The sequence below is a fragment of the Thalassospira xiamenensis M-5 = DSM 17429 genome (assembly GCF_000300235.2).
Classification (GTDB): domain Bacteria; phylum Pseudomonadota; class Alphaproteobacteria; order Rhodospirillales; family Thalassospiraceae; genus Thalassospira; species Thalassospira xiamenensis.
Genome location: NZ_CP004389.1, coordinates 44,970 through 64,092, shown reverse-complemented (window position 1 = coordinate 64,092; position 19,123 = coordinate 44,970). Strand labels below are relative to the sequence as shown.

Below are 19,123 nucleotides of genomic sequence, written 5' to 3'. Positions count from 1 at the left end.
TGCTGGGGAAAAGTTTGCGCTAGATCCTTCGGCGCTTGAGACTTTAGCTTTTTTTGTACAAAGGGCTAGCATACCGGCACATAAATCCGGTCAACTTCTTAATGACGCGGTCTCGTGGTGGGATGCAAACATTGAAAACTACGACCCTGGACTGTTTTGGGAAAATCAGTGCGCTACGCCGTTCGAAAATATGCGCGGGGTGCAAAACGGCAATTCCAAATAAGGGACATAGATGCCGCAGAAAATAGATGAAGAGTTTCGGAAAGGCAGGCGCTGCCTCAGAGCTCCAATACCGGAGATTTATTTTGCGGCGCATCTGCGGGATCGCGCAGTATCCGCACACCGAGCTGGTAGTGTTGTAGAAGCTGAGGTCAGTGATTTAATATGACATCTATGTCTGGTCCTGCATTTCCAGCCCCTGAACAGATCCGTGCCGCACGCGCGTTGCTCGCATGGTCCCAGGCCGACCTTGCTGATGCAGCCGGCATTGCTGTTTCCACGGTCGCCGATTTCGAACGCAGCCTTCGAACCCCGGTCGCCAACAACGCCCAGGCCATGAAGGATGCCATCGAAGCGCAGGGCATTAGCTTCCTGCCGAGCGGGGCGGTCGTGACGGAGAAGATGCCCGCGCCGACTATGCCCAAGCCCGGCAAACCTATGCGCTGGATCGAAGCACAGCACATCGTGGAATGGGCGGGCACGCGTGACGGGCAGGCTAAGATGCCCGAATTGATCAGCCGCTTGTTGCTTGCGACGCATGGCCCGGCAGCGACGTTGCGCTTCCCCTCGGACGACAGCATCCAGCATCCGGGTTGGGACGGCGTGTGCGACACTCCTACAGATTTACTCTACGTTCCCGCCGGCATCACGGCGTGGGAGATCGGGGTCCAGCGCGGCAAGGTGCCGGCCAAGGCTGAGGATGACTATGTCAAGCGGACGGCCGATCCGCTGGAAATCGATCCGGCCGTATCCTGTTTCATCTTCCTCACACCACAGCGATGGCCGCAAAAGGACGTCTGGGCTGCTAAGAAGAAGCAAGATGGGGTGTGGCGCGACGTTCGTGTGATCGATGGCGACATGCTCGTCCATTGGCTCGAGCTTCACCCCGGCGTCGCCGAATGGCTTGCCGTCCGCATCCAGCGGCGGCCCGAAGGCTTGCGCGGGCTCGATTCGATCTGGCGCGAATGGTCGCTGGCGACCGTCACGCCGCTATCGAGCAATCTGATCGTGGTCGATCGCGACGATCAAGCGGCAAAAGTGCTGGCTTGGCTCTACGGTCCGCCAGCGACGATTTCGCTGCAGGCGGAAGCGTCGGGAGAAGCGATGGCGTTCGTCTCGGGTGCGCTTGCTGCGCTGCCCGAGCCCTACCGAGTGTATTGGATGAGCCGCATCCTGGCGGCACAATCAGAAGACGTCGCGCGCCAGTTGGTCGGGCTTGGGCCCAAGTTGGCGGTGATCCTCGATGGGGGCGATCCCGGGGTGGCGGCGGCGCTGGTGGCTGATGGTCATCACGTCCTGCGTGCGTTGGGTTCCGATGTAGGTGCGCCACACAATGTTATCCGGCTAGAGCGGCCGTGGCGGCATCACGTCGAGAGCGAGCTTGAGGCGATGGGCCTTGAGCGTGAAGAAGCCCACCGGCTGGCGCTGCAAAGCGGCCGCAGCCTTGTCGTCCTCCGGCGCCTGATGTCCGCAAGTTCGGCTGGCTGCCCAAGTTGGGCATCATCGCCGATCGACCCGGCCTTGTTCGCGGCGATGCTTGCCGGGGGTTGGCGCGACGATTATCCCGTCGACCGAGAAGTGCTCGAGCGCCTTTCGGGTCAGAGCTATGATGCGTTGGTCGCTTCGTTGGCGCCTTATGCCGCTGCGTTCGATGGCCCGGTGCGCCGTTCCGGCACGGCATGGCGGCTGGCCTCCCTACGGGATGCGTGGTTTCAGCTCGCGCCGTTCCTGACTGATGGGCATCTCGATCGCCTAAACGTTGCTTTCCTCGCGGTGATGGGCGAGCGTGACCCGGCATTCGACGCCAAGCCCGAGGACCGCTGGAAGATCGATCGCGAGCCGCCCAAGGTCGCATCCCCCGATTTGAGGCACGGGCTTGGCGAGGCGATGGTGGCTCTCGGCGTGTTTCCGGACCGCGCGAAGGCGGCATCGACCGCGACGTTCGCCGCGCATCGCAATGTCTCCGGATTGTTGGAAAAAGCCGACGAGCGTTTGTGGTGGTCGTTGTCGGACAGCTTCCGCTTGCTGTCCGAAGCCGCACCGCAGGCGTTTTTCAACAGCATCGACGCCGCGATCGACCGCGACCCGAGCCCGATGGCGGCGCTCTTCCGCAGCGACGAGGGCTTGTTTCACCCTCAGGAATATCTCTCCGACCTACTCTGGTCGCTAGAATTGCACGCCTGGAGTCCGCGTCACCTCGCGACTGTCAGTCTGCTCCTGGCGCGACTCGCTGAGCGCGATCCCGGCGGGCGCGTGTCCAATCGGCCGAAAGCGACCTTGCGCAGGATATTCCTCCCTTGGGTGCCGCAGACCTATGCTACTGCGGAGCAGCGGTTGCAGGTAATCGATCTCATTCTCAAGCACTACAATTGCGTCGGCTGGGAACTGTTGCTCGGGATCGCGCCAAGCATGCACGGCATCTCGACGCCGTCGGCGAGCCCGCGCTGGCGGGACTATACGGTGGATTATGCCGAGCCGGTCACGCGACCCGGCATCGCGCGGGCATACGACGCGATAGGCGAACGTGTCCTTGCGCATGTCGGGAATAACACCGTGCGTTGGGGCGAACTGCTCCAACATTGGGCGAATTTCAGTCCGGCATGGCGAGAAACCGCTGCGGCGCAACTGGCGGCGGCATCATCGGGGTTCGATAGTGCCGGTGGCGGGGACTTTCGCGAAAAATTGCGCGGCCTAATCGTAATGCACGAGCAATATTCCGGGGCCGATTGGACAATGGACGCGGCGCAGCTGGCGCCATTGAAGGTCGTATTCGAAATGCTCGAGCCGAACGAGCCGACTGCGCGGCATGCCTGGCTGTTCACGCGCGGCAATCACCACTTCCGCGGTAACCTGCCATGGGATGAAGCGGAGAAACGGCTCGCTGACGAGCGACGCGTCGCGGTTGCAGAACTGGCTGGCTCGTTATCGGTCGATGCGCTGGTCGATTATGCTCTGACCTTACAGATGCCCAACGAGCTTGGCGCGGCGTTCGTCGCCGCCGATATCACAGAGGACCTCAAGGATGCGATTCTTGATGCGGCAATAGCGCGCGGCGAGCCGCCGTTGACCGACATGGTGCAGCGCATGACGTATGCGCTTGCCGAAGTGCGCGGTGTGGCGTGGCTATGGGATCGGTTCGATGCTGCCATCGTTGCCGGTCGGCCGCCTACCGAAATCGTGCCATTGATGATGGCGTTGCCGGTCGAGCCGCCCACTTGGGAGCGGGTGGCCGCGGCGGGGGCAGAGATCAACGCTGCCTATTGGCGGACGATCAAGACGTTCCGTGTGCCCGAAGGTCCGGCGATACACATCGCGGTCGAAAAGCTCCTCGCTGAGGATCGTGGCCGCTCGGCGCTCGAAATGCTGATTGGACCGACCGACCGCGAAGGGTACGTTGCCGATCTGTTGGACGTTCTTCGCCATCCCTCAACAGTGAGCGAGGAGAAGTCTCAGGCCGATCACAACGACTTGACGATGTTCACTCACTACGTCGGCAAGGCATTCGTGCGCCTTGATGCCGACGACGCTGTCGGCGACGACGAGATACTCAAGCTCGAATGGGTTTATTTCCACGCCCTGCGGCATTCCGAGCGCCCGACGCGCAAGTTACATAAGGCATTGGCAAGGAATCCGGCCTTTTTCGTCGAGCTTCTCCATGCGGTGTTCGGGAAGATCGAACTCGAATCCGACGATGCGGGTGCACGTGAGCGCACACGGATGATTACCAGCCAGGCCTATCATGTCCTCGAAGACTGGTCGCACGTGCCGGGGACGCGCGACGACGGGGTGATTGACGGTGTCGAGCTGGAAAAATGGGTCAAGACGGCACGCAAGCTGTGCGCCGAGGCCGATCTCGCCGATATCGGGGACTCGCGGATCGGTCAAATTCTGTCGGCACCGCCGGTCGTTGCTGGCGAGGTCTGGCCGCCCGAGCCGATCTGCGAGGTAATCGAGCTGTGTCGCAGCCGAGACCTCGAGGATGGCTTTGCGGTTGGCGTATCGAACCGCCGCGGCGTTACTGTCCGGCTGCCCACCGATGGCGGAAAACAGGAGCGTGATCTCGCGGAGCGCTATCGCGCCGATGCGCTCCTCTGTGCGCAGACTTGGCCGCGCACCGGCGCGTTGCTCGAACGGATCGCGGAGAGCTACGATGCGCGTGCCAAGTGGGAAGACGAGCATGCCGAGCAACGGGACTGGACCTAACCTGAATGCCCGCCAACAGAACAGCTCTGCCAGGAGTTGTATGATTTCGACTGGGGAGAATTAAAAGATCAGGAGGATCGTTTTCAGAAATTCAATTTCGACGAAGTGGAATAGTAAGTGATCACCAAGGGTACGTACCACTGTTCACGCCCCCCACTTGGGGCAGGACGCAATCGTTGTTACCGATCTGTTTCAGGCTATCGCGTGGCCAACCATTCCAATTAAGGGACAGTCAGTGAAGGGCATCTTGGATGGTGTGGCCCTTCTCTGTTCCTGAATTTAATCAAGTTTCTCCTCACCTTCTTGCCTCTCGACAACTGAGCCACTATATTACTCACGTAATACCCCACTTTTGGGTCAAAATGAGAGGCACAGTCATGACCAGCACGGAAATGCTAGGCTATTTGGAAGACAATCGAGAAAAGGGATTCCTTCAGCAAGCCTTTGAGAAGAATGGCGTCGTTCGCATAGAGTTTCTAACGACTGCCTTGCATCTTACCAAAAAAGACATTGCTCCGGCCGTTGGTCTTCAGCGAGATGCGATCTCCAAAAAAAACCGGCTTGTAAGCCCCCGTACTCAGTTAAGGTTGTCTCAGTTGATCCAGATCCTTAATCGAGTGTTGCCTTGGATGGGGTCTGCTCCAGCAGCATGGGCATGGTATCGCTCACAGGAACTTCCGGGATTTGGTGGGCAGACTGCAGAGCAGTTGGTTAAATCCGGGAATGCGGACGCTGTGATCAACTATCTGGAGGAAGTCGCTGGCGGAGGTTATGCGTGATATTGCCTTTGCCAAGCGCATTGACCTTATGTAGTGCTTTCAAGGAGACGGTATATCGACTTAACAGTCCCCAATGGTCATGGGGACCAACTTCGGGTGATGGGGCAAAACTTCATGGCGGGCGGTTCAATCGTCCGAAAGAAGGCGCATTATATACCTCGACGGCCATCCAGACGGCTGTGTTGGAAGCAGCGCAAGGTATGCTTCCCAAAATAGTGCCTACCACTCTTTGCTGTTACGAGACAGATTTTGATAAAATACTGGACCTGACGTCTCCCGATGTTTGCAATCAACTAGGCATTTCCAACTCAGATCTTAATTGCCCGTGGCGAGCAATGAAGATGAAGAATCAAACCCCGCCTAGTTGGGAAATTGCGGATGACCTGAAAAGCCAGGGTATCCAAGGCATTCTGGTCAATAGCTTCGCTCCGCACGCAACTACGGAAAATGTAAACCTGGTATTATGGGATTGGTCAGACGCAGCGCCAAACAGGATTGTCGTATATGATCCACACGGCGCGTTGCCTAAAAACCAAGATAGCTGGAAATAGTATAAATTCCCCAGAGATGGGGAGATAAGCCGATACCTGGCCAATTACAATAAATCGGCGCCCGTCATCAGATCAGCTTTATGATCTTCTCACCCGTGAGGAATGGGAAGGGCTTGCGGTGTTTTCTTCAGAAGGCATCATTACTGGACTGCCAGATACTGGGACCAAGACGCGGCTTGTCAGGCTTGGTTTAATCGGTGCGGGAGAACGGCCAACAGCTGCGGGATATGCACTATTACTGAACTGGCTCCGCCGCAATCCAAAAAGATCCTTCGCGCAGATGTATATCAAAAGCTTGGGCCAAGATTTTTTGAGCATACTAAGCGGCAAAGGAATCTCAAATGAACTTGACCATAACGCGATACATTGCAATCACATGAGGTTATTATTGCTTGGTGGGGCTGAATTCAATGCTGCAGACTGGAATACGAGGCAAAGGACAAGTGATGCTGATAACGCATACTAAAGAGCGAGTTGAGCCAAGTGATGGGGAATTTGTGTTTGTCGTCTACCCGAGCCCGAGAGGTACTGGAGACATTTTCGGCTATTTGAATGCACCTGCTTTTATTGATTCGGAGGCAAAGTCCGCGACATTCCTTCAAAGTGATTATGGTGTGCCCGTTGAAAAGGCCTTTGCTCAAGTTCAGCAAACGGCACGGGCCTATCAGGTAGAGAAACTCATCATCTCGGACCCCGATAATCTATTTAAGAACTGGCAGGAATACTTTTCCAAGTAAGGGAAATGGAGTGCAGATTGGACATGTCTAAGTCCAATGATCTAGGCTTTGCTGAAGATGACTTAACTCGCAATAGAATGATGAGAAATCAGCCATAAACGAAAAACGAAAGCGCCAAATAAAGATAGCTCACTTTGATAAAGGTGTTGGCCCTGTGTCGGTGAGCGACCTTATGGCTATGCGCCCAGAGGTTTGGGGTGATCTTCGCGCACGCATTACGGCGAAGCGACAACATAATGATCCGGACGGGTACGAGGCCAGATGCATGATGTGTGATCAGCCCGTATTCATCCGGGCCATTCCGAGCAGATCCGGAACGATGCCTGGTTATGCCCACTTTGGAGGAATGGATCACTGGTGCGCTTGGGCAACCGAATCTCCAATGACCCCTAACCAAGCACGTGCTCTGCAATATCAGGGGAGGCAGGTATCCCCGACGCACGAGCGGTTGTGCGCGACACTCAGCGAGTTGGCAAGCTTAGATAAGAGATGCTTGGATGTTCGTGTTGAAGAGTACCTTCCACCAACTTCAACTGCCCATGGCAAGTTTCCTGACGTCTATGTTGACTGGGGTGAAAAGCGGTTCGTACTTGAATTACAACTATCAAAAACGTTCCAAACGGAAATTGTAGCCCGATCTTTTCATTACGACCGTGAAAAAATCCCTATTATCTGGGTGCTCTATGGCACCGATATGAAGCACGGCGCTCTCCCTCAAAGCTTCATCGATGTGATACGGGAGCACCGTGAGAATGCATTCCTTATCGATGCAGAAAGCTGCGAAGCTTCTCGCCGAGAAAAAACGCTGATCCTTAAATGCTTTGAGCGTGAAGGAGATGGGTTCTCGTCCGGTCAACTGGTTAAGATTGATGATCTGACGTTTCCCTCTAAAGGGCTGCCATACTATTCAGACAAAATTACTCCGGCGATACGGCAATCATGCCAGGACAGACGAAAACAAATACTGAGAAGCATGATGGAGCAACCGCTGTCGGGCCTGCTGGAAGAAGAACTTTTGCGCCTCTCATGGATGATACCGCACAACATGCGCAGCGATAGTGCCCTACGCCAATTGAAATTGCTGGCAGTAGTATTCGGAGTAATTTCGCACGGCGCGAACAAGCCACTAGGCTTTTACGGCAAGCAAGTTAACCTTTCTTGGACAATCAACCAGCTTTATAATGATGAAGCAAATTGGCCTGTGGCTCAGTTCATCGAGCGAGTGTTAGTTGCAACTGATCAAAAAAACAAACTCACACCAAAATGCAAAGAGCGCCATACTGTAGCATTGAGTTCAGATAGCCTTGCTGTAGATAGCCCGGAGGAGCGGACACTGAAGCACTTTGTCGCGGAGGTTTTCGATCCATTGATCCATAATTTCCTGTCTCACTATGGTGCGTTACCATCGTGGATGCACGTTGACCATTAAAGCCACTCAGTGCGGAGCCGTCTACTGGCCCTAGTCATTCAATGGTCTGACATGTGATTTCAGGCGTTTCTTTTGTTTATGATCGGATTGCCTCCGCTAAGAGGGCTGGCTGAGCCACCGTTCTTTCCAGAAATAATGAGGAAGGACCGGAGTGCGGCCCTTCCCTGCTCGCATCCATGTCACGTCAACCCTTAACGGATTTCTTTTGCGGGCCTATTTTTGAACGCAGCGCTTGGTGCGCTGCATTTAAATAGAGCTGGATCTCTTTGTAGACAGGGTCGGGTCCCAGCTTTGAAAGTTCTTCTGCAAGCTCATCGAAGAACTTTTGCAGTCTGGTATGCTCAGCATTGTTATGTTCAGAATGCATATAATTTCCCTGTTGTCTTGATTTTGAACATGAAATCTCCCCCCGCAGGTCTTGTTGCTGCCTGTCAGGTCGAGATTCTAAACATCAGGGATTAACGGCCAGCGAGGGCCAAGTAAAATGTGGCTCAGCAGACGAGTTGCCCAACAAACACGTAAAAGACCTTGCCTGTCGACGTTGCAAGCGGTTCGACCTCCGGTTTTGAACGGACCTTGATGATCTCGTCGAGCTCGTGACTATTGCTCGGCACATCCAGGAGGAACACCGTTTGTTCGGTTTCAGTTATCCAGACACGTTGCTCCCGGATCATAGCGATGATCTGCTTTTCACGTGATCCGGAACTGTCTTTGCTTTGGAAAAGGGCCGCGGCTGCGTTAATGGAATTAGGGCCCGCCCCGGCTATGGCGCCTGCCACCAGCTTACAGGCATTTGGTAGCGAGATCAGTTTATATGCGGGATCCGGATTAACCAACATGGCGGTCATGATCAAAGACTTTAGCATTTAATGGCCTTCTACTCGATTATTATCCTGCGAGGATTGACATTGCGGCACAACAGCTTGGAATGACATAAGGGCAATTGTTATAAAAAACAGTTTCAATAAACCTTCTACATAATTTTCTAAGGGGCTTAGTCCCTAAAATCCGAATAGGTATAATAGATTGCAACGTTTCAATCTCTCGGCCTGGGTCGCTCCCTGCAGCGTGGCAATAATTTTTGTTGTCGGGCTCTCCGGTATATATTTTACCGCTTTAGACCTCATCAACGGGGTGTATTTGACGGCTCTAGCTACTTTTGTTACCGCACTTGGGGCGACGATCGGTGCCGCTTCTTTCCTTATCGGTCGGTGGAGATTGCAAGGTGCTATTGTGACTGTGTTGTCATGTGGGTTGAGCATCGGTGCTCTATTTTTTGAACATCCGTTTACAGACCGTGAGATAAAAGCGATCAGGGCTGAAAGGATCGGGTATCTGACCCAGATTGCGATGGGATCATCGATTGGAGGAGAATATCCCACCTTTGAGACGCAGTCGCGTGCCCACTCTATTATTCAGAAGAATACCTGCAATCCCCTAATGCTTCGTGGCTCTGTCAATTTGTTGTGCTTGATTTTGCAAGCTATATATTTAGAGCCGGTTTACGCGCTCGTGGCCCGTTGGTTTCAGGACGACCAAAGCCAGTCAACTATAGATAGCTGCGTTGAAGCATTTAACGACTTGATAGAAGGTCAGCCGGCACTTCTGCCTGATGGCCTGTTAAAATAGGTGCGACGCCACAAGTTTGCAGGCTTAAGATAATCACCCTCCCCGTCTATCAAAATGGCTCATTGATACTCGGGGAGTTGTCGTGCGCTTCAGGCATGGCGTTCATGCCAAGATCTCTTCTCAGGCTATTCAAACCTTTTTCTATTAATGGTTCGGCTTCAGGCTGAATTTCCAAAGTTTTGAAATCTTTTTTTCTAACCTCGGCATCTACGACTTTATCGAGCGCCTTTCGGAGTTCTTTTTCAACAGTGTATGTCACTTCCGCTCGTGCGATTTCGGCTGGTAGGTCAAACCCGAAATAGGCCAGCATCGCCAAATCATATACATCCCTATGAGCCGTAACAGGGACGAAGAAGCGATCGCCATTAGCCAATAGCTTCTGCACCGCAAGATCGTTGCGGTTCAATGCAGGAACTTTGATGCCCTTATAAAAATTGGGCTCTCCAAGGTCAGGTATGCGGCCTTCTACAAAAATCTCAAATTTGATTGGGGTTGTTTCACCAACTTGCACGCTTCCCTTAAAGCCATACTGATCGCGCTGTAGCGGTCCAAACTTCATCCCGATGGGTATCGTTGGAAATAGTGGTGCGAGTGTCTCGTCAAGCAAGGTTCGCAAGTTCTTTAGCGCCTGGCTTCCTTGCATGACAATGAAGTCTATATCATCCGAACGACGGTACTCACCCATTGTCATCGAGAGCAAAGTACCCCCGGCAAACATAATCTTGTTTTCTGTTAGGAATTTTGCGTCAAGCGCGTTGAGAATATCCGCCACCTGATTGTGGCGCTCATACCGGTAAGTCTCAGGCATGCTCGTGCCCTTCCAAACTGCTATTATTTCGGGGAGCTTAAACAGTCGCAATATCGGTATTGAGCGCGATCCGCTTGTCACATTCACCTACCAGCCATGAATGATGTTTCATCGCGATAGCTTTGATATGGTGAAGTTCCTTTGTGTCTGGCGTCGCAAGAACGTCGACCAAACGCCACTCTCTCTCGTAGAGATGAATCTGTTCTTCTTCGGTGAGATGGCGTGCGCGATCACCCTGCCACTTTAGGGCAGTCAAGAATGGATAATCCACACGGGTATCCCTGCTTGCACGGTTGGTCGCAATCATAGCGGTATTCATTGTCTGTTTCGACATGGCTTACAATACGCTTTGGTATACCCTAAAACGCGGGAAAATTCAATATTGTTGACCTGCACCACTGATCGATAGGATCACGGTTCGGGGTCAAAGTCCCGGGAGTTGGCAACAAGTTGTCTGCTGTTTCTTGGATCGCCCTGATCAGCATTCAGTTCAATGCTGATGCTTTCACCATAAAGCTCGGCGGCCGGCATACTCTCAATTGGTTGGCTGAGTTGATCAAGGGCTTCTTCTGCAAGACGATGAGGGAGCCTAAAGTCATTCCGCATCGACTCAATCAAAAGAGCGATATCTTCACTTCCGCGTGTTGCCCAGGGATCTGCTGCAATAGCCTTGGAGATGCGATCAAGATCGAGCCCCTGCATTTCAACTCCATATTTCAACGGATATGCCAGGGTGATTGCAATGTTTTGAGATGCGCGGACAATTTCGCCCCATGCTTCCGGACCGAGGCCTCCAGCATAGGTATAGTCCAACATACGTTCGGAAAGAGCATTTGACATGCCATTTGCGATTTCAGTGAACGGATCCGGATTAGAAGATCCAAGACGCTGATAAGAATCGTCAGGGAAAACAGTTCTGGTCAGGTAGGCTCCACCAATGGCGGCTTCAATATCGCCAATGCCCAAATCAGCATATTCACTGGCGTCCTCGATGTATTCAGGAAGGTCCATGCTGGTTTCATGGTTGAGCAACGCAACGGCCTGCTTTAGGCATCCATAAATGTTCTCGGCCAGAGTGTCCCGGGTGGCTCGGCCGACAGCTGCCAGATCGATTGGTTGACCCGCAGCACGCACAACTTCGCTCATTGTTTTGTCAATTGCGGTCGAGATAACGGTGCAGCTCCGATCGCCGGCATCTACCGCAAGCGGGGTTACGGCGCTGGTCATTTCCGTCTGGACCAACATATGGCTCATTGTCACAGCTGTTGCGGAAATTCCCGGGCGATAATCAAGATTGACTTGAATACCAGGGAGAACAGACTGGAAGTCTTCGAGATAGGTTTTCTCCATCTGCGAGACAGTTAACATCATTCGGGCGACCTGATCTGTATCGATTTCTTCGCCAGCAAAAGATGCCGTTGGGACGCTGTATGCCATGCTGGCTGCAAGTGCCAGGGCGGCAGCACGAAATGGCCGTCTTTGCGAATTGGATGGCGTCATCCCCAGATCATCCGCTGCTATAACATGTAAAATCGGCCCGCCATCGAATACCTCATTCATGCAGTCCAGATACAGGGAGTGTGCTTCATTGGAAGCTCCTGCTGCTGAGGGATGTTCACTTGCCATTCTTGGTCTCCTCGCCTTCCAGTCTGGTCAGATGGAAGATTTCCTGTTTCGGGTATTCATTACATGGCTATTCGACGTTTGCAGCCGACCAAGCCGGATCTAATCCTTGGAAATTCCTGAATCGATTTCGACTGAACACAGAAAGGCAAGCTGCTGCGCAACATCCATCACCCTGACAAAGTCAAATTGATTGATGTCAGATAGAAAGCCTTGAGTTCCAGAGAAGGATGCAAGGGGGGCTTCCGTTGGCGACTGATCGTGCCCATGAATTCTTGCGATACCGGTTTTTCGATGCACAGAAAGCTTCAATGGCGCATCGATTTTATTGGCGGCTTCTCCAGTTACTCCGGTCCGTTCGAACATGAGGAATGCCTTGCCAGGGTGTCCGTCTGCTCCTGCTTTGATTATCAGATCGACGTTATGATTTTTCATTTTGCCTCTCCCATTAGACCGAATAGCGGAGATCCATTAAACTGATCTGCCTTTTGCTGCATTTGTCGATAATGCCCTTAAATTCGAGGCTGCCGTTTTGGGAGAAGCAGACGACATGTGTTGCCCCGTCCAGCATTTCAGACCGGTCAAGATGAAGCCGCGGTGTCCCCCAGCGCTGCGTGCAAGTTGTCAAAAAATCTGCGTGAGGATCATCTTTTGCGATCCGCACGCAGATATCAGTGGCACCAAGAAGCGAGGGCTTGATCAGTGTGGCCAGTTCACGCATCTCAACTTTGCTTGCCCTTCTTGAGGGAAAGATGGCCATCACCTTGACGGGCTTGCCGACATTATCGGCCTGATTGATCATGGTCATGGCTCCATACTTGGCCCTGTTTCAGGACTGTCCCGCTGTTCGCGCGGTGAAGCTGCTTCGGATTGCAGATGATTTACCGCCTGCTGTGTTGGTGACAGGTCGGGATGTAGTGGGATCAGGTTCACCAGATGGCCCTGATTTTCGCAGCTGATAATGGCCGGCCGGTCCCGGTAAACAACCTCAAGGGCATATCCACTGACAGGTTGCATTACAGGTTTACCGGAAGCGCTAATCACTTCTGCCTCAACAACCTCGCTGACACCCCGAATCTGGAAAGGCGTGGGGTGTCCCTCTACCTCGATAAGGCGATCACCCAGGCCAGCTATAAAGCCATCCACCTCGAATGGAAGAAAATTCCGGACCGGGGAAACTGGATGCTCGATTGTCCGATAATCAATTGAAAACCCAGCGTCGTGACAAATCTTTGCAACGCGTGCGTATTGCCCGGATATTTCATCGAAATACACCTTGCCAGGACGCATACGCGCGTCAAATGGATGGTGAGCTTCGCCCTCACATACGTCGAGCAGAACGATGGCCGAAGCAACACCCAAGCGTTCGGCGATTAAATCAACATCGTCACTGGAAAGCTGTATCCAAGAGTTACCCGGATCCGCAAAAATGTCCAGTGTCAGCTCATGCCGATTGTCGGGTGTGTTAATGCTATTCATTTCGGCCTCATACAAAGCTTTCCGCGATACAAAAATGGAGAAATGCGGACATTCAATACCTGATCCTAACAAGGATCGCCGTTACCAAAATCCAAAATACACAAAATGTGGAAACCAATGTGACTTTTTGGATGTTGGTATCAGCTGAAAGTTTTCTGAAACGATCTTCGCATAGAGCTTGGGGTTCGCCCCTTACGGCTCGACCCTGAGGAATTGCTACGCTTTTTGACGGGGGCTTTGAACATATTTTTATCGATCCAGGCGCTTGCAGCTCGTGCATCGGCAATTACGTCGAGCGGTATCTGAATGCCATTTCGTTCCGCGATTTTTCTTATCAGGTCCAACTGTTTTGGACTTGGAGCTATCGTGGGTGCTGCTTCTTCTGCTGCTCGCTTGTTCAGATTGATCCAGTCATTCAAAGCGCTCGCATCTCTGCGTGCTTTGTCAGGGATGGAGGTTGAAAGCCATTGTGCGAGCTTTTCTGCATATTGCAGTGCCTTCTCGCTTGGGACAAAACCACCGAATTCATTTTTTTCCCGATCGTCGTTCGCGCGGAGAAACCCAATCAAAAGATGGGCGTTCGTTTCAGCACCTGCCGGCAAGGGTACACCTGTTCGGAAAGATAGGTCTTTAGCCCGCTGCAATATTTTCGGATCTACGACCGGAGCGGCGCCGAGCCTAAGTGGTTCAGCATTTTTCATCTTATCCAGGGATATCTCAATAATTCGACCTGCTGTCCCCGCGATTGCTTCAACAACTTGCTTATACTGGCGATTTCTGCGGACGATTTCCTCGAACATTTCCTCCCATTCCGCCGTCAAGCCGGGTGACAGAATGTGAGGACTAACCTTTCGAAGAAAGTCGAACATTCGCAGGGCTTCATCCGTGGCATGTAGCAGGCCTTTTTTCTCAGTAAGGTATTTCTGCTCTTTGAGGCCCTCGATGATTTGACCGCGCGTGGCTTCTGTTCCGATGCCGTTCGTCAGCTTCAGCCGTTCCTGCTTTTCCGGATTTTGCACAAACCGCCAAGCGTTAATCATGTCGTCGACCAAGTCGCCTTCAGATAACCGTTTGGGTGGGGTTGTTGTTTTTGCCAGGATATTCGCCTGATCAAGCCGTGCAATGGCCTTATCCGGGATTGGTGGAAGGTTCACGATCTCTTCATCGTCATCCTCGTTGTCAGCGCTATTTTCTAGGCGTCCAATCTCTCGGGGAATAGATTTCGATGAACTGCCAACTTGGACACCAATCTCGCGCCAGCCAAGTGATACAATAGCAGTGCCAGTCCGCTTGAATGTAAGCGGAAACTGCGACGATGATATCGATACACTCGCGTCAATTTTGGTGCTGTTATAGACATGGTCGGGCATCAGCGCCTGAAGAGTACGGTTCATTATCAGATTGAACAGCTGAAGCTCATCGGCGTTGAGATGAGCAAGTTTTGCCCGCCAGTCACTTGCTGTGTTTAGGTTGGGAATAATTGCATGATGCGAATGGTTTCCTCCCTTGAGATCCTTGTCACTGAAGTGTCCGGATTTACCCTTGCGGATGACTGGCGATTGCAGCCCCGACAGAACAGGAAGCGTTGAACCGTCGAGCATCGATTTCATGTGCTCAAGCAAACGAGGCATATTCGGTATTTCGATTTCAGGCAGCCACTTCCCCGAGGCGCGAGGATATGTAATCAAATCCGCGTCATAAAGTACCTGCGCAACATCCAGCGTTTTTTGGGCGCCCCACTTGAATTTCCGTGAGGACTCCTTTTGTAAGGAGGCCATCGTAAATAAATCGGGTGGAGACTGTGTTTTGCGCGTTGTGGCAACGGTTAACGGTCCCGTCCATCCCAAGACAGCGGCTTGAATTGCTTTAGCCGTCTCATGGTCAAAAATGCGAGCTTCGGCATTTGGCGTCAGGTTCAGAACGCAGCTGCCGTATTCGGTATCGAATTTCCCGCTGAAATCAAAATACTGTTTTGGCACAAAATTTCTAATTTCGAGTTCTCGGGCACATACGATCGCCATGGTGGGTGTCTTTACCCGACCGGCACCAACCACCCCATACCCTCCCCGACTTTGGTTTATGCATGTCCACGCCCGTGTGATGCTGAGATTGAAAACCTGATCAGCCTGCTGTCTCGCGAACGCAGAAAAATACAGACCCTGGAATTCAATATTCTCACGTGGGGCGTTGAAGGCGGCTTGGAGCGTTGAGGGGTCTTCAGCATTGAAAATGATCCGAGCGACCCTGCCTCTGAAGCGACAGTATTGAAGAATTTCTTCGCCGATAAGCTGCCCTTCCCTGTCGGAGTCAGTGGCAAGATAGACCAAGTTGACTGCAGCGAGTGCGTGTTTGATCCGGGCCAAGCGTTCCTGATGATCTTTGTCTCTGGAGGGTACTCGCGGATACTCACCATTTTCCGGATACAAGAGATCAGTTGACCATTTTGCCCATGAAGGGTTGACCTCTTCAGGTTCTGCCAAGCGTAAAAGGTGCCCTCGCGCCGCGTACACCCGGCCATATGTCTCACCTACGGCTTTTTCAATTTTTGCTTTCTGACTCGGCTTTTCGCAGATGACAATCGAGCTCATTATGTGTTCCTGTTGCGTTACGGTTTAACCCGCATTCATTTTGAGGGCGCCGAGCTCAAGCAAAGACGTCCGTTTCTTCGCGTGCAGCTGCGTCTATCAGGTCAACCGCACCAGGAAGAAGGCGGGAGAATGTTTGGGCCGAGGATTCCATGTCCTTCGTGAGATCAGGTGAGATGAAAAAGCCAAAAACGGGTTTGGTCTCTCCGCTTTTGTCCAATTCAATACCCAAGCTAAGCAGAATGTCCTTAGTTGGATTGATCGTTTCGCTCGATGACCGCTTATATATTGTCAGTGAGATTGATTGTGCTGTGGGATTGATGGTCCACTCGCGCAAAGATGGACAATTGACAATGTCATCATGGGGCAATGCCGCATGACCCTCGGCCGCAAGCAGATCACCGTTCGTAGTCAGGAGCGGACCGGGAATCTCCTGTGATAGCCAGTTCAAAAAACCGGAAGCTGAAGCTGTGTCGAGGGTGATATCTTCGATCGTCAGGTTTTTCATTGAAATCTCATGTTCGTTCTAAGGTTCGTGCGTCATGTGATGACTACATTTTACAGATGTAGCCTTTCCCAGGGCGCATTATTTTTGTCGCAGTCACATTGACAGATTTGCTTCTGGAGCCTCAGCAACGATAGGCGCTACCGTCCGACTTTGCTCCTTGCGTATGTAGGGGTTCAGATGGGCTGCGCTGTTCATTACTGGGTCACCGTTTGCAAAACGCTCCAACCCCATGTTTCGCCATTTGCTGCTCAACAATGCAGGTGCCGTGTCTCCATTCTCACTCTGATGTGGGTCAGCCCAAACTTTCCAAATACGAACAATGTTTTCATCGGAAGACCAGTCATAGCCGCAAATCCGACCAACCAGCCCCCTATCGTATTCTCGTGGTGCATGATTGGCTTGATAGACTTGGCCCTCAAGCTCGCTGATCATTTTTCGAATTTCTTCGGATGCGGCTCGGGCCTGGCTGGCAATATCAATGCGCTCCTGACCAAGCGCTTTCCAAGCTGAAACGGCTTCCGTGTGATTGTTCATGTAGTTGGGAATGAATTGTCCAAGCTTTACGGCTCGCTTCAGCTCATCGAGTGCTTGGGTCGTATTGTCGGAAACTCCACGGGATCTTCCCTGAAACTGAACAATAGGATAGCGATCCTCATCAGGGTGCAAATTGCCAAAATGATAGTCCCTGAAGTCAGCATATCGGTGAAGGCTGCCATCAATACTTTCCAGTGCAACTTCAAGCGTGGCTTTACGTTCAAAAGTGCCGTCAGCATTGGGCTTGCGAATTGACAACAAGGCAATCTTACCAAGTAGCGCGGAGGTATTGTAACTATGGCCAGCTATGCTTGGCGCTACCTGTTCATTATGTTGGCCAACACAATGACCAAGACCTCTGGCGCTCGCGGATCCGTCACTCTCTTCCATTAATTCCCGTGAAGAGGTCATGCAGATAATCTCATATCCATTTGAAGCAATGAATTTTCGACCACCAAAGAAGCACGGCCATTTCAAATCCAAGGCTTTTGCGTCAATCGCGTTCAGTCCTGCCTGCAATGCCTCATATCGATCATGCTCGCGGTAGCGCCCCCTGAGATCGGCGATCTGATCCAACATTTCATTTGTGCGTCGTTCTGCTTCTGCAGCTTCTATTCTGTCCAAATTCAGAGCTTCGAGGATAAGGGTTTCGCGGTAGGACCAACGGCGGGCTGCTTCGACAATATCGGGAATAGACTTCCCTTCGAAGAGCATATGCCCGGCAATAGTTTTTGATTCTTCTATCGTTGAACTTTCAATCAAATCCTGGAAACCAATTTTAGCCTGGTGGGCAATAACAGGAAGCACGAGTGAACGATGCAGATTGCCTATCTGTGTGTTCAAGATATGAAAAATCTGTCCAAAGGCCTGTGCGCGTGCTTCAGTGTTATGGAGAAGCCGTTCCTGCGCTGCAGCACGAGCGGTACTCGTCAATTCATTGTCATTCGGTCCCGCGGCAACGGACGGCAGTTGTTGAACTGCTTTGGAAACCACTTCACCCCACTTCCCTCTGGAGTTTTTTACCAAAGCAAAGAAAGAAATGCCCGTCAGTCGCTGAATATAGTTCGCGAAAGAAACGACTTCACAAAATGAACGCCAATCCTGTTCGGTTTTTGGTGTCCAATCTGGTGGGCATGCGTTTAAAGCTTTGAGTGCTTCTTCTGTACCAATCGGATGGGTATCCCACACCAGCTTGGGAAGCCGTTTTACAATGGGTTTAGACAACCCCAGGCGATCCTGGATAACCGGCGCAAGAGGCTCCCCATTTTCAATCGCTTTTTGGATGCTTATCCGATGGTTCTCAGCCAGCCGGCTTGCGAGCAATGGAAATGATTTTGCCGCCTGCCTCCGTCGAACGCCCGTTTCGGTGTTCTTGGTGTAGTACTGCCAAATGTCACCAGTGATTGTTGATGTGGACCGTAATGCATCAACAAGATCGATTGGGATTTCAGCCACGATTTCGTTCAGGCCGGCGCGACCGAACCTTTGTCTTTCGAGTGTTGGGAACCGTTCGCTTAAAGATGCTATCGTGCTTTCCGGAATTGCAATACCTCGCATCCGGCCTGCAAGTTTCAGTTGATCCAGAAAATGATTTGCGCTTTCAGCATAAATTCGGGCCGAAGGTGACTTATTGGTGGTGGCCGGGTCGAATATTCCGAGTGTCGTCAACTTATTCCTGAGACAGGTATCAAATACCACAGCGTTGTTTTCATGGTTGTCATAAGTTCCATCAAGCCAATCTGAGGAAGCTATGCTGATCAACCGCGTTGCATGGGTGATTTCTGCTGTCCCAAGTGTCCCGTCGGCCGACGCAAGCAGACGCACTTTTCCAGCGAAAAGAAAGCCAAAACCATCATCTGCATTGAGAGTGGCATGATTACGGTTCTGCTTAATTAAAAACTCAAACCTCCCCCCACCAAGGATGGGCCCGGTTGTCCAGGCCACACCCTTAATCAATCCAGTCTCGATCGGAACTACTTGGTGAACGCGGCTATAGGTATCGAGTTGCTGTTTGAGAAATTCCTGATCCATTCTTCCCG

Annotated in this window: 17 protein-coding genes; 6 read left to right on the top strand and 11 right to left on the bottom strand. The window is 52.2% G+C overall.

The genetic code is table 11. The annotated features are described in order from the left end of the window. Positions 1 to 384 precede the first annotated feature (384 nt). The 5 genes from TH3_RS21500 (at position 385) to TH3_RS21480 (ending at position 7,918) form a co-directional block, all read left to right on the top strand. Entirely contained in the window at positions 385 to 4,422 is a 4,038-nt protein-coding gene (locus TH3_RS21500; RefSeq protein WP_040109941.1) for a helix-turn-helix domain-containing protein, read from the top strand. A 377-nt stretch (positions 4,423 to 4,799) separates the two neighbouring features. Continuing rightward, positions 4,800 to 5,201 carry an antitoxin Xre/MbcA/ParS toxin-binding domain-containing protein gene (locus tag TH3_RS21495; RefSeq protein WP_007091762.1) on the top strand — a complete coding sequence of 134 codons (402 nt, stop codon included), beginning with the start codon at positions 4,800 to 4,802 and terminating at the stop codon, positions 5,199 to 5,201. After that, positions 5,198 to 5,752 (top strand): RES family NAD+ phosphorylase, encoded by a 555-nt coding sequence (locus TH3_RS22750; RefSeq protein WP_167710610.1) that lies wholly within the window; start codon positions 5,198 to 5,200, stop codon positions 5,750 to 5,752. The genes TH3_RS21495 and TH3_RS22750 overlap by 4 nt, the downstream gene beginning before the upstream one ends. A 410-nt stretch (positions 5,753 to 6,162) precedes the next feature. Continuing rightward, entirely contained in the window at positions 6,163 to 6,489 is a 327-nt protein-coding gene (locus TH3_RS21485; protein WP_007091760.1) for a hypothetical protein, read from the top strand. A 319-nt stretch (positions 6,490 to 6,808) separates the two neighbouring features. Then, positions 6,809 to 7,918, top strand: a complete 1,110-nt coding sequence (locus tag TH3_RS21480; protein WP_139328217.1) for a competence protein CoiA family protein — start codon at positions 6,809 to 6,811, stop codon at positions 7,916 to 7,918. Positions 7,919 to 8,102: 184 nt separating this feature from the next. Here the strand turns inward: TH3_RS21480 and TH3_RS21475 are convergent, their stop codons facing one another. Both TH3_RS21475 and TH3_RS21470 read right to left on the bottom strand, forming a co-directional pair. Continuing rightward, a complete protein-coding gene (locus tag TH3_RS21475) occupies positions 8,103 to 8,285 on the bottom strand; it encodes a hypothetical protein (protein ID WP_007091758.1) in 183 nt (60 codons plus the stop codon). Between the two features lie 124 nt (positions 8,286 to 8,409). Beyond that, positions 8,410 to 8,784, bottom strand: coding sequence for a hypothetical protein (locus TH3_RS21470; RefSeq protein ID WP_007091757.1), 375 nt, complete (start codon positions 8,782 to 8,784; stop codon positions 8,410 to 8,412). A 160-nt stretch (positions 8,785 to 8,944) separates the two neighbouring features. Here TH3_RS21470 and TH3_RS21465 point away from each other — a divergent pair, with 160 nt between their 5' ends. Then, complete coding sequence (locus tag TH3_RS21465; protein ID WP_007091756.1) at positions 8,945 to 9,547, top strand: hypothetical protein; 603 nt, start codon at positions 8,945 to 8,947, stop codon at positions 9,545 to 9,547. Between the two features lie 49 nt (positions 9,548 to 9,596). Here the strand turns inward: TH3_RS21465 and TH3_RS21460 are convergent, their stop codons facing one another. The 9 genes from TH3_RS21460 to TH3_RS21420 form a co-directional block, all read right to left on the bottom strand. Continuing rightward, the gene (locus TH3_RS21460; RefSeq protein WP_007091755.1) at positions 9,597 to 10,355 is read right to left on the bottom strand and encodes a nucleotidyl transferase AbiEii/AbiGii toxin family protein; all 759 of its coding nucleotides are present in this window, start codon (positions 10,353 to 10,355) and stop codon (positions 9,597 to 9,599) included. A 37-nt stretch (positions 10,356 to 10,392) separates the two neighbouring features. Further along, entirely contained in the window at positions 10,393 to 10,611 is a 219-nt protein-coding gene (locus TH3_RS21455; RefSeq protein WP_139328216.1) for a hypothetical protein, read from the bottom strand. A 155-nt stretch (positions 10,612 to 10,766) separates the two neighbouring features. Next, a complete protein-coding gene (locus TH3_RS21450) occupies positions 10,767 to 11,981 on the bottom strand; it encodes a hypothetical protein (RefSeq protein WP_139328215.1) in 1,215 nt (404 codons plus the stop codon). Positions 11,982 to 12,080: 99 nt separating this feature from the next. Then, a complete protein-coding gene (locus TH3_RS21445) occupies positions 12,081 to 12,413 on the bottom strand; it encodes a hypothetical protein (protein ID WP_007091752.1) in 333 nt (110 codons plus the stop codon). Between the two features lie 13 nt (positions 12,414 to 12,426). Further along, positions 12,427 to 12,780 (bottom strand): hypothetical protein, encoded by a 354-nt coding sequence (locus tag TH3_RS21440; protein ID WP_076519586.1) that lies wholly within the window; start codon positions 12,778 to 12,780, stop codon positions 12,427 to 12,429. Between the two features lie 2 nt (positions 12,781 to 12,782). Next, a complete protein-coding gene (locus TH3_RS21435; RefSeq protein ID WP_040109937.1) occupies positions 12,783 to 13,457 on the bottom strand; it encodes a hypothetical protein in 675 nt (224 codons plus the stop codon). A gap of 140 nt (positions 13,458 to 13,597) precedes the next feature. Continuing rightward, positions 13,598 to 16,045: a type IA DNA topoisomerase gene (locus tag TH3_RS21430; RefSeq protein WP_007091749.1), complete on the bottom strand. Its 2,448-nt coding sequence runs from the start codon at positions 16,043 to 16,045 to the stop codon at positions 13,598 to 13,600. 55 nt (positions 16,046 to 16,100) lie between these two features. Further along, positions 16,101 to 16,550, bottom strand: coding sequence for a hypothetical protein (locus tag TH3_RS21425; RefSeq protein ID WP_007091748.1), 450 nt, complete (start codon positions 16,548 to 16,550; stop codon positions 16,101 to 16,103). Positions 16,551 to 16,643: 93 nt separating this feature from the next. After that, positions 16,644 to 19,115 carry a hypothetical protein gene (locus TH3_RS21420; protein ID WP_007091747.1) on the bottom strand — a complete coding sequence of 824 codons (2,472 nt, stop codon included), beginning with the start codon at positions 19,113 to 19,115 and terminating at the stop codon, positions 16,644 to 16,646. Positions 19,116 to 19,123 lie beyond the last annotated feature (8 nt).

Bases quoted from the DNA above. Each gene is read 5' to 3' on its own strand.
- TH3_RS21440 (WP_076519586.1), bottom strand. From the start codon at position 12,780: ATGATCAATCAGGCCGATAATGTCGGCAAGCCCGTCAAGGTGATGGCC.
- TH3_RS21430 (WP_007091749.1), bottom strand. From the start codon at position 16,045: ATGAGCTCGATTGTCATCTGCGAAAAGCCGAGTCAGAAAGCAAAAATT.
- TH3_RS21450 (WP_139328215.1), bottom strand. From the start codon at position 11,981: ATGGCAAGTGAACATCCCTCAGCAGCAGGAGCTTCCAATGAAGCACAC.
- TH3_RS21475 (WP_007091758.1), bottom strand. From the start codon at position 8,285: ATGCATTCTGAACATAACAATGCTGAGCATACCAGACTGCAAAAGTTC.
- TH3_RS21445 (WP_007091752.1), bottom strand. From the start codon at position 12,413: ATGAAAAATCATAACGTCGATCTGATAATCAAAGCAGGAGCAGACGGA.
- TH3_RS21435 (WP_040109937.1), bottom strand. From the start codon at position 13,457: ATGAATAGCATTAACACACCCGACAATCGGCATGAGCTGACACTGGAC.
- TH3_RS21480 (WP_139328217.1), top strand. From the start codon at position 6,809: ATGCCTGGTTATGCCCACTTTGGAGGAATGGATCACTGGTGCGCTTGG.
- TH3_RS21470 (WP_007091757.1), bottom strand. From the start codon at position 8,784: ATGCTAAAGTCTTTGATCATGACCGCCATGTTGGTTAATCCGGATCCC.
- TH3_RS21425 (WP_007091748.1), bottom strand. From the start codon at position 16,550: ATGAAAAACCTGACGATCGAAGATATCACCCTCGACACAGCTTCAGCT.
- TH3_RS21420 (WP_007091747.1), bottom strand. From the start codon at position 19,115: ATGGATCAGGAATTTCTCAAACAGCAACTCGATACCTATAGCCGCGTT.
- TH3_RS21500 (WP_040109941.1), top strand. From the start codon at position 385: ATGACATCTATGTCTGGTCCTGCATTTCCAGCCCCTGAACAGATCCGT.
- TH3_RS21460 (WP_007091755.1), bottom strand. From the start codon at position 10,355: ATGCCTGAGACTTACCGGTATGAGCGCCACAATCAGGTGGCGGATATT.
- TH3_RS21495 (WP_007091762.1), top strand. From the start codon at position 4,800: ATGACCAGCACGGAAATGCTAGGCTATTTGGAAGACAATCGAGAAAAG.
- TH3_RS21485 (WP_007091760.1), top strand. From the start codon at position 6,163: ATGCTGCAGACTGGAATACGAGGCAAAGGACAAGTGATGCTGATAACG.